Below are 9,119 nucleotides of genomic sequence, written 5' to 3'. Positions count from 1 at the left end.
GGAAATTGTTGTATTTTTGTATATGAATATCAAGATCACCAGTTTAGTTTAATAGAAGTAATTCGTCATCAATTTTAAGGAGGCAAAATTAAAATGAAATATGTAACGTTAGGTAATAGTGATTTAAAAGTTTCCAAAGTTTGCTTAGGATGTATGGGGTTTGGTGATGCTGGTAAAGGAATGCATTCTTGGACCTTACCTTATGATCAGTCAAAAGAAATAATTAAATATGCCTTAGATTTAGGAATTAACTTTTTTGATACAGCAATGGCTTATCAAGGCGGTACTAGTGAAGAATATTTAGGTAGAGCAATCAAAGAATTAGCTAATCGTCAGGATGTTGTGATTGCCACTAAATTTTCTCCAATGACTAAAGAAATGAAAGAACAGGGAATAACTGCTAGAGAGTATATTCATAATTGTTTAGAAGCTAGTTTAAATCGATTACAAATGGATTATGTTGATTTATATATTTTGCATATGTGGGATTATCATAACCCAATTGAAGAAATTTTAGCAGCTTTAAATGAACTTATTTTAGAAGGTAAAGTTCGTTATATTGGTATTTCTAACTGTTATGCTTATCAATTGGCTAAAGCTAATGAGATTGCTAAGGCTCATAATTATCAGCCATTTATTTCTATCCAGGGACATTATAATTTAATTTTTAGAGAAGAAGAAAGAGAAATGGCAAGATATTGTAAAGAAGAAAATATTGCGATGACACCATATAGCGCATTAGCTTCTGGAAGATTAGCTAAACATCCTGGTGAATCTTCAAAACGATTAGAAGAAGATAGTTATGCCAAAGGAAAATATGATGCCAGTAAACAGCAGGATGGTATCATTATTGATCGCGTTGAACAATTAGCTAGTCAAAAAGGTGTTTCAATGTCTGAAATATCATTAGCGTGGTTATTTAGTAAAGTAGCTGCGCCAGTAGTTGGAGCCACTAAAAAACATCATCTTGATGGTGCTGTTAAAGCCGTTGATCTAGTTTTAAGTGATGAAGAAAAAGAATACTTGGAAGAACCGTATGTTCCGCATCAATTAGTAGGGGTCATGGCCCAAAATAATTAATCTTAGCAGGTTATTAAACCTGCTTTTTACAATAAAAATATAGTAGAGAAATATCCTTATTTATAATATAATTAAATAGGGTGATACAAATGGCATTGAATGTAAAAGAAATATTAGCTGATAGCTTGTTACAGTTATGTAAACAGTATCCATTAGAATCAATTACGATCAAACAGTTATTACAAACAGCTCATGTTTCTAAACAAACTTTTTATAATCATTTTTTAGATAAAAATGATTTGATCCAGTATATTTATCAACATAAGATCATTCCTGATTTTGATGATCCAGGTAAGAAAATTAGTTTTTATGATTCAATGGTAAAAACTTTTGAAAATATGAAAGAATATCATTATTTTATGAAACCAGCTTTATTGATGGAAGGACAAAATTGTTTAAAGGATTATATCTTTGAACATTGTAAAGAATTTGATCTCGCTTTTCATCAAAAATTATATGGAGATAAACCAATGCCGGATGCTTTGCGTTTTGCAACGGAATATCATGCTACCGCATCTAGTTCAATGTCTATTTCCTGGATTTTATCGGATATGCCAGCTAGCTGCAGTGAGATGGCACGATTGATTACAGATTTAAGAGGAGTTGGAATGGATAAATTATTTGCTGATGGCAAGACTAAAGGTAATCCATATAAGTAGACGATATTAACAGAAAGTCAATTTGTTGACTTTCTTTCTTTTTAGTAAATTGTTTTATTAAAAAAGTAGGTTACAATATAGTTAAAGAAAAGGAGATATAATATGAAGATAATGAAAAATGAAAAAGGTCAGGCAGTTGCCCCTAAAACAATTAAAATGGATCAAAGTGCTTTTAAAACGATTGAGCACACCGAAATTACCTGGATGGCTAGTGCCAGTATTTTAATTAATAGTCGTGGTACTAATATTATGATTGATCCTTTGTTAGAAGGATTCGATATGGACTTATTGATTGAAATGCCTATTTTACCAAATGTTGTACCTGCTTTAGATGGGTTATTAGTAACCCATATTGACAATGATCACTTTAGTCGACCAACATGTAAAGATTTATTACCAGTTTGTAAGTCATATCATGCTCCTTATTATGTTGCTAAGGTGATGAATGAAGAAGGAATCCCAGGAACGGGACATGATATCAATGATACATTTGAGATCAATGATTTAAACATCACACTAACTCCAGCTTGTCATAACTGGCAAAATGGTTCTTCTAAATATAATTATCGTTATTGGAAAGAAGAAGATTATTGCGGTTACTGGATCGATACTCCGGATGGAACAATCTGGTTACCTGGTGATTCAAAATTATTAGAAAAACATTTGCACATGGATGAACCTGATGTAATTTTATTTGATTTTGCCGATAATGACTGGCATATTACTTTAGAAGGAGCAATTAAATTAGCTAATACCTATCCTCATGCAGATTTAATCTGTATTCATTGGGGTAGTGTTGATGCACCAGAAATGACACCATTTAATGGAAATCCTGAAGATCTAGTAGATCGAATCGTAAACCCTGAGCGCATTAGAGTTTTAGCACCTGGTGAACCATTTGTGTTAACTAAAAAATAAGAGGTTATTTATGGAATATATTCGGTTAAAAAATACGGGCTTAGAAGTTTCTAAACTGGCTCTTGGTTGTATGGAACTTGGTGAAGTTGATCAATATCCTTGGCATTTAAATGAACAAGAAGGCATAGAGTATATTCATCATGCTTTAGATTTAGGGATAAATTTCTTTGACACTGCTGATGTTTATAGTCATGGTCAAAGTGAAGTGATTTTAGGTAAAGCGTTAAAAAAATACGCTAATCGTGATGAAGTAGTCATTGCAACTAAAGTATTTTATCCCCTAAATGATCATTTAAATGGTCGGGGTTTATCAAGAAAACATATTTTCGATGCTGTTGAAGCTTCTCTAAAAAGACTACAGACAGATTATATTGATTTATATATTATTCATCGCTTTGATTATCAGACACCAATTGAAGAAACAATGGAGGCATTGAATGATTTAATCAAAATGGGTAAAATTCGTTATATTGGGGCCAGTGCTATGTATGCCTGGCAATTTTCTAAAGCCCAATATATCGCTAAGCTAAATGGCTGGCATCAGTTTATTACGATGCAAAATCACTATAATTTATTGTATCGTGAAGATGAACGAGAAATGATTCCTTTATGTAACGATTTACAAGTTACTCTAACCCCTTATTCACCACTTGCCGGTGGTCGGCTTTGTCACGATGCATCAAGCAAGACATTACGGAGTCAATTTGATCAGAGTGTTAAAGATAAATATGATGCTACGGCTACAATCGACCAGTTGATCATTGACCGGGTAGCAAATTTAGCAAAGCAAAAAAATACTACGCGAGCTAAAATTGCGATGAGCTGGCTATTAAATAAAGATAATGTGATTCCAATCGTTGGCGGTTCTAAATTTAAACACGTTGAAGAAGCTGCTGAAGCGATTAAGATTAAATTAAGTAAAGAAGAAATTAAATATTTAGAGGAATGTTATCAGCCTCATCCAATTGTTGGTGCATTATAAAGGTATTGCAAGCAATACCTTTTTTACATACAATAATAGATAAGGAGCTGATATTATGATTAAAATTGAAATGGCAACTTATCAGGATCTACCAGAAATTTTAGCGATTTATCGTTATTATGTTGAAAATACCGCGATTACCTTTGAATATACGACACCTTCATTAACAGAGTTTACTAAACGTTATGAAAAAATAATTGAAAAATATCCTTATTTAATTGCTAAAAATGGAAATGTGGTAGTAGGTTATGTTTATGCCAGTTGTTTAAAAGATCGTCAGGCTTATGACTGGTCAGTAGAAACTTCGATTTATGTAAAAAAAAGGTTGTCAAAAATTAGGAATTGGAAAAAAACTATATAATGCATTAGAAAAGATCTTAGCATATCAGGGAATTACTAATTTGTATGCCTGTATTGCCAGTCCAATTAAAGAAGATCAGTATTTAAATACTAACAGTATTGATTATCACCAGCATTTAGGCTATCAAATGATTGGTAAGTTTCATCGTTGTGGCTATAAATTTAATACCTGGTATGATATGGTCTGGATGGAAAAGATAATTGGTAAACATAGTAATAAACCAGAAATGATAAAATCATTTAAGGAAATTAAAAATTAAATTGTAGATTTATTATAATGATACTATTTTGGTATCATTTTTTATTGTAACTATTGACATTACAACTAAATGATGTTATTCTTTTAATGTAATAATAATAGTTACAATGAGGTGATACAATGAAAGAACAATTATGGAGCAAAAAATATCTATTTTCATTATTATTAGTTTTTGGTGTTAATATGGGTTATGCCCTGTTAAATTCAGTAATGACCATTTATGGGGTATTATTGACGGATTCGAATATTATCGGTGGTTATCTAATTAGTGTCTTTACCATTGCCGCTTTAATCGCGCGATTATTTATTAAAAAACTAAATGAAAGATTTAGTAATAAACAATTATTAGTAGCGGGTTTATTAATAACTGTAATTGCGGCAATTGGTTATTGTTTAGTCAAACAAATAGGTTTATTTTTACTTTGCCGGGCACTACATGGTATTGGTTTTGGTATCAGTTTAACTTGTGCTACAGCAATTAGTAATGAATATGTTCCTTTATCAAGATTAAATGAAGGAGTAGGATTTACGGCTTCAGCTAATACAATAGCGAATGCCATTGGGCCAACACTAGCTTTAGAGATCTTAGGTAGTAACTATGATAACTTCTTAGCTTTATTTATCGTGTTATTAATTATAACAGCTATTAGTTTTGTTTTATCATTGCTTGTAAAAAGTAATACCTTAGCTGCTAAACAACAAGCTGGTAAATCTTCATCATTTAAAGGAATCATTATTGCGGCGATCTTCTTTTTAGCAGTATTTAGCCAGGGAGCGGTTAATAGTTTTCTAGCTGCTTATGGCCAAAAGCTAGAGTTAGGAAATATTGGTTTGTTTTTTACGATCGTTGCTTTGGCAACTTTAGTTTCCCGTTTCTTTTCTCATAAAGTTTTAAAAATCCTAGGAATGCGTAAACTAAGTTTTATTTTAACAATTATCTTAGCTTTATCAGTATTTTCAATTGCAATTGTTCAAAGTAAATTACAATTATACTTAATTGCCATTCCTTTTGGAATAGCAACCGGTATTTTATATCCGATTTATAATTTTAGAATCATTCAAACTGTTTTGCCATCACAATTTGCCTTTGCAGCTTCAATTTATTATTGCAGTGTTGATCTGGGTTATGGTATTGGAGCAATAATTTGGGGATATGTTGTTCAGTATTTCAATTATCAGACAATTTATTTTTTAGCCGCTTTAGTACTTATAATTATGGCTTTTATTGATCAGTTTGCCTTTAGTAAAATGGGGGAATAAAAATGGATGAAAAACAGATTTTAAAAATATTACAACAAGATATCCATACGGTAATCATGGCTACTAATGATCAGTTAGGTAATATTTACACTTGCGCGATGGATTTAATGTTGCTTGAAGATCATTATTTATATTTTTTAACAGCTCGAGGTAAATCATTATATCAGCGATTAATTACTAATCCTAAAATTGCTTTAACAGGGTTAAAAGGAAAAGATACAATGTCATCAATTGCAATTTCTTTACAAGGTGAGGTAAGAAAAGTTTCTAATGATAAACTGAAAATTATTTTTGATAATAATCCATATATGAAAGAGATTTATCCCAATCAGCAAGCCCGTGATGTTTTAGAAGTATTTGTCATTGATAAATATACTGGTGAATATTTTGATTTAAGTCAAAAACCAATTTATCGCCAAAGTTTTGCCTATCACCAGAAAAATCAAGTAACTAAATATTTTATTAATGAAAAATGTCAAGGCTGTTTAAAATGCCTTCAAGCATGTCCACAAAATTGTATCGACAGTACTACTTTACCTTTTACAATTAAACAAAATCACTGTTTACACTGTGGGAAATGTCAGGAAGTTTGTAAATATCAGGCAATAAATAAAGGAGTTGATTATAATGAAAGATAAAATCAAACAGCTTATTGAGGCAATTAATACTAGTGAAGCAATCATTATTGGGGCGGGTTCTGGATTATCTACATCGGCTGGTTTTACTTATTCTGGTAAACGATTTGAACAATATTTTGGTGATTTTATTAAAAAATATCATTTTCAAGATATGTATAGTGCCGGTTTTTATCCGTTTGAAACATTAGAAGAATATTGGGCTTACTGGTCACGTTATATTTATTATAATCGTTATGTATCAGCACCAAAAAATACTTATCAAAAGTTATTTAAAGTGATTAATAATAAAGATTATTTTGTAATCACTACTAATGTCGATCATCAGTTTCAACAAGCTGGTTTTGACAAACAGCGGTTATTTTACACTCAAGGTGATTATGGTTTATGGCAGTGCAGTGTTCCTTGTCACCAGCAAACCTACGATAATGAAAAGATCGTAAAAGAGATGGTTAAAAAACAACAAAATTTAAAAATTCCTACTGATTTGATTCCACGCTGTCCTATTTGCAATAAACCCATGACCATGAATTTACGCTGTGATCAGACGTTTGTTCAAGATAAATACTGGTATCAGGCTAAGAAACGTTATCAAGACTTTATCAATAAGCATCATAATTCTAAAATTTTATATTTAGAATTAGGTGTTGGCAATAATACGCCAGCTATTATTAAATATCCGTTTTGGCAAATGACTTATCAAAATCCAAATGCAACTTATGCCTGTATCAATTTTAACGATGCATACGCTCCTAAAGAAATTCAAAAAAGATCTATTTGTATTAACGGAGATATTGATAAGGTGTTAGAATGTTTATGAAAATATTTTATAGTCTAGAAATGATAAATATGTATATACACTAAATGGCAGTCACAAAATTTACGACTGCCACTTTCTATAGTGGAATACAACAGTTTTGTTGTCTTCTATTCTACTCATTCTAACCATTCTTGTCAATAAAAATGGGTAGAATGAGTAGGATATGGTTAGAATGTAGTCAAATGGTTTATCAAAGTCCAAAAGCAACTGATGATTTTATCAATTTTAACGGTGGATACGCTTATAAAGAAATTAAAAAATCTAAGTGTATAACGTAGATATTGATAAAGTATTAAAGATGTTATAAATTAAATTGTTAAAGACGTTTTGGTGTTAAGACTAGCGTCTTTTTTTATGATAAACATGCTTTAATAAAAAAATTAATATTTTTATGATTGTAAAAAAATATGGTTGTACTATGATATAGATAGGCTATTTATGGGGGATTTGAATATGTGGATAGTTTATGCTTTTGGTTCAGCTTTTTTTGCGGGGATTACAGCGATTTTAGCTAAAATGGGAATTCAAAAAACTGATTCTAATCTAGCGACAGCTCTTAGAACTATTGTTGTTTTCTTTTTTGCCTGGTTAATGGCATTACTTGCCGGTTCAATTAATCAAATTAGTTCCATTGCACCAACAACGTTACTGTTTTTGATTTTATCAGGTCTAGCAACAGGAGCTTCCTGGCTATTTTATTTTAAAGCTCTACAAATAGGAAACATTAATCAAGTTGTTGCAGTTGATAAAACAAGCATTGTTTTAACGATTATTTTATCATTTATTTTCTTTCAGGAAACAGTAACTATTTATAAACTGACAGGAATGATAATGATCGTAGCAGGAACTTATTTAATGTTGGAAAAAAGAGAAAATACCAATACTACATATAAAAATAGCTGGTTTATTTATGCTGTTTTATCAGTGATCTTTGCCAGTTTAACAACGATTCTAGGGAAAATAGGAATTAGTGAGATTGAAAGTAATTTAGGGACAGCAATTAGAACTTCAATTGTTTTATTAATGGCCTGGTTAATTGTTTTAGTTGAGCGAAAACAACTAACTATAAGCGATATTCCAAAGAAAGAATTTTTCTTTATTGCTCTTTCTGGTATTGCAACAGGATCATCGTGGTTATGTTTCTATCGTGCCTTACAAATTGGACCAGCTAGTTTGATTACACCAATTGATAAATTAAGTATTGTGGTAACTGTTATTTTCTCATATTTTGTTTTTGGTGAAAAAATATCTAAAAAAGCTTTTAGTGGTTTAGTTTTTATTGTTGTAGGAACCTTAGTGATGTTAATTTAAGTTGGTTTACAAATAGTAAGCCAATTTTTTTCTAATTCATTTATAATAGTAATTGGAGGTTTTTAAGATGATCTATGTAATGAGTGATATTCATGGGATGTATGATAAATATAAAAAGATGTTAGAAATGATTAATTTTAATGATAATGATACTTTGTATGTGCTAGGTGATGTAATTGATCGTGGTGATGGTTCGATTAAAATATTACAAGATATGATGATTAGAAGTAATGTTTATGGATTAATTGGTAATCATGAATTAATGGCCGTTGAGTGTTTAAAATGGTTAGCTACAGAAATTACGGAAGCTTCAATCAATGAATTAGATGAAGAAAAGTTAGCTAAATTATCTGATTGGTTTAATAATGGAGCTTATCAAACTATTCAAGAATTTCAAACTTTACCAAGAACCAAACAACAAGACATCATTGATTATTTAATGGAATTTGTAGCATACGAAGAAGTGTTTATAAATGATAAATATTATCTTTTAGTTCATGCTGGCATAGATGGTGGTAATTTAGGTAAATCATTAGATGATTATGATATTGATGATTTTGTCTGGAATCGACCGGATTTAGAAATTCCTTATTTTAATGATGATCGTCATTTTATGATTATTGGTCATACTCCAACAGAAATACTAGCTGGAAAAGCTGAAATAATTCATCAAAATAATTATATTGCCATTGATTGTGGAGCCTGTTTTAAAGGTGGTAAGTTAGCTTGTTTATGTTTAAATACAATGGAAGAGTTTTATGTATAGAAAAGGGATGTAGTAATTTACATCCCTTTTGTTATTTTTCTAAATAAAGGTCGTAGATTACACTAATCT

9 protein-coding genes and 1 pseudogene are annotated in these 9,119 nt (G+C 30.6%); all 10 read left to right on the top strand.

Translation table 11 applies throughout. From position 1 onward, the window contains the following. The first annotated feature begins 93 nt into the window (after positions 1-93). The 10 genes and pseudogenes from J7M77_RS13795 to J7M77_RS13745 all read left to right on the top strand — a co-directional run bounded on the left by J7M77_RS13795 (position 94) and on the right by J7M77_RS13745 (position 9,050). Positions 94-1,080: an aldo/keto reductase gene (locus tag J7M77_RS13795; protein WP_296879574.1), complete on the top strand. Its 987-nt coding sequence runs from the start codon at positions 94-96 to the stop codon at positions 1,078-1,080. Between the two features lie 89 nt (positions 1,081-1,169). Next, positions 1,170-1,739 (top strand): TetR/AcrR family transcriptional regulator C-terminal domain-containing protein, encoded by a 570-nt coding sequence (locus tag J7M77_RS13790; protein WP_296879572.1) that lies wholly within the window; start codon positions 1,170-1,172, stop codon positions 1,737-1,739. A 102-nt stretch (positions 1,740-1,841) separates the two neighbouring features. Further along, positions 1,842-2,657, top strand: a complete 816-nt coding sequence (locus J7M77_RS13785) for an MBL fold metallo-hydrolase (RefSeq protein WP_296879570.1) — start codon at positions 1,842-1,844, stop codon at positions 2,655-2,657. 10 nt (positions 2,658-2,667) lie between these two features. Next, positions 2,668-3,639, top strand: a complete 972-nt coding sequence (locus tag J7M77_RS13780) for an aldo/keto reductase (protein ID WP_296879568.1) — start codon at positions 2,668-2,670, stop codon at positions 3,637-3,639. Positions 3,640-3,694: 55 nt separating this feature from the next. Further along, a pseudogene (locus J7M77_RS16935) lies at positions 3,695-4,259 on the top strand (N-acetyltransferase family protein). Positions 4,260-4,378: 119 nt separating this feature from the next. Continuing rightward, entirely contained in the window at positions 4,379-5,518 is a 1,140-nt protein-coding gene (locus tag J7M77_RS13765; RefSeq protein WP_296879564.1) for an MFS transporter, read from the top strand. 2 nt (positions 5,519-5,520) lie between these two features. Further along, positions 5,521-6,156: a 4Fe-4S binding protein gene (locus tag J7M77_RS13760; protein WP_296879562.1), complete on the top strand. Its 636-nt coding sequence runs from the start codon at positions 5,521-5,523 to the stop codon at positions 6,154-6,156. Next, positions 6,146-6,973 (top strand): Sir2 silent information regulator family NAD-dependent deacetylase, encoded by an 828-nt coding sequence (locus J7M77_RS13755; protein ID WP_296879560.1) that lies wholly within the window; start codon positions 6,146-6,148, stop codon positions 6,971-6,973. Before J7M77_RS13760 ends, J7M77_RS13755 begins: the two co-directional genes overlap by 11 nt. 453 nt (positions 6,974-7,426) lie before the next feature. Continuing rightward, a complete protein-coding gene (locus J7M77_RS13750; protein WP_296879558.1) occupies positions 7,427-8,284 on the top strand; it encodes an EamA family transporter in 858 nt (285 codons plus the stop codon). Positions 8,285-8,351: 67 nt separating this feature from the next. Continuing rightward, on the top strand, positions 8,352-9,050 hold the full coding sequence (locus J7M77_RS13745) for a metallophosphoesterase (protein WP_296879556.1): 699 nt from the start codon (positions 8,352-8,354) through the stop codon (positions 9,048-9,050). Positions 9,051-9,119: the final 69 nt, after the last annotated feature.

Source organism: Thomasclavelia sp., from assembly GCF_017889095.1.
GTDB lineage: Bacteria > Bacillota_I > Bacilli_A > Erysipelotrichales > Coprobacillaceae > Thomasclavelia.
Note: the sequence above shows the minus strand (reverse complement) of the source record. Positions and strands in the feature narration are given on the sequence as shown.

Coding starts and splice junctions, on each gene's coding strand:
- J7M77_RS13755 (WP_296879560.1), top strand. CDS start 6,146: ATGAAAGATAAAATCAAACAGCTTATTGAGGCAATTAATACTAGTGAA.
- J7M77_RS13795 (WP_296879574.1), top strand. CDS start 94: ATGAAATATGTAACGTTAGGTAATAGTGATTTAAAAGTTTCCAAAGTT.
- J7M77_RS13780 (WP_296879568.1), top strand. CDS start 2,668: ATGGAATATATTCGGTTAAAAAATACGGGCTTAGAAGTTTCTAAACTG.
- J7M77_RS13750 (WP_296879558.1), top strand. CDS start 7,427: ATGTGGATAGTTTATGCTTTTGGTTCAGCTTTTTTTGCGGGGATTACA.
- J7M77_RS13790 (WP_296879572.1), top strand. CDS start 1,170: ATGGCATTGAATGTAAAAGAAATATTAGCTGATAGCTTGTTACAGTTA.
- J7M77_RS13745 (WP_296879556.1), top strand. CDS start 8,352: ATGATCTATGTAATGAGTGATATTCATGGGATGTATGATAAATATAAA.
- J7M77_RS13760 (WP_296879562.1), top strand. CDS start 5,521: ATGGATGAAAAACAGATTTTAAAAATATTACAACAAGATATCCATACG.
- J7M77_RS13785 (WP_296879570.1), top strand. CDS start 1,842: ATGAAGATAATGAAAAATGAAAAAGGTCAGGCAGTTGCCCCTAAAACA.
- J7M77_RS13765 (WP_296879564.1), top strand. CDS start 4,379: ATGAAAGAACAATTATGGAGCAAAAAATATCTATTTTCATTATTATTA.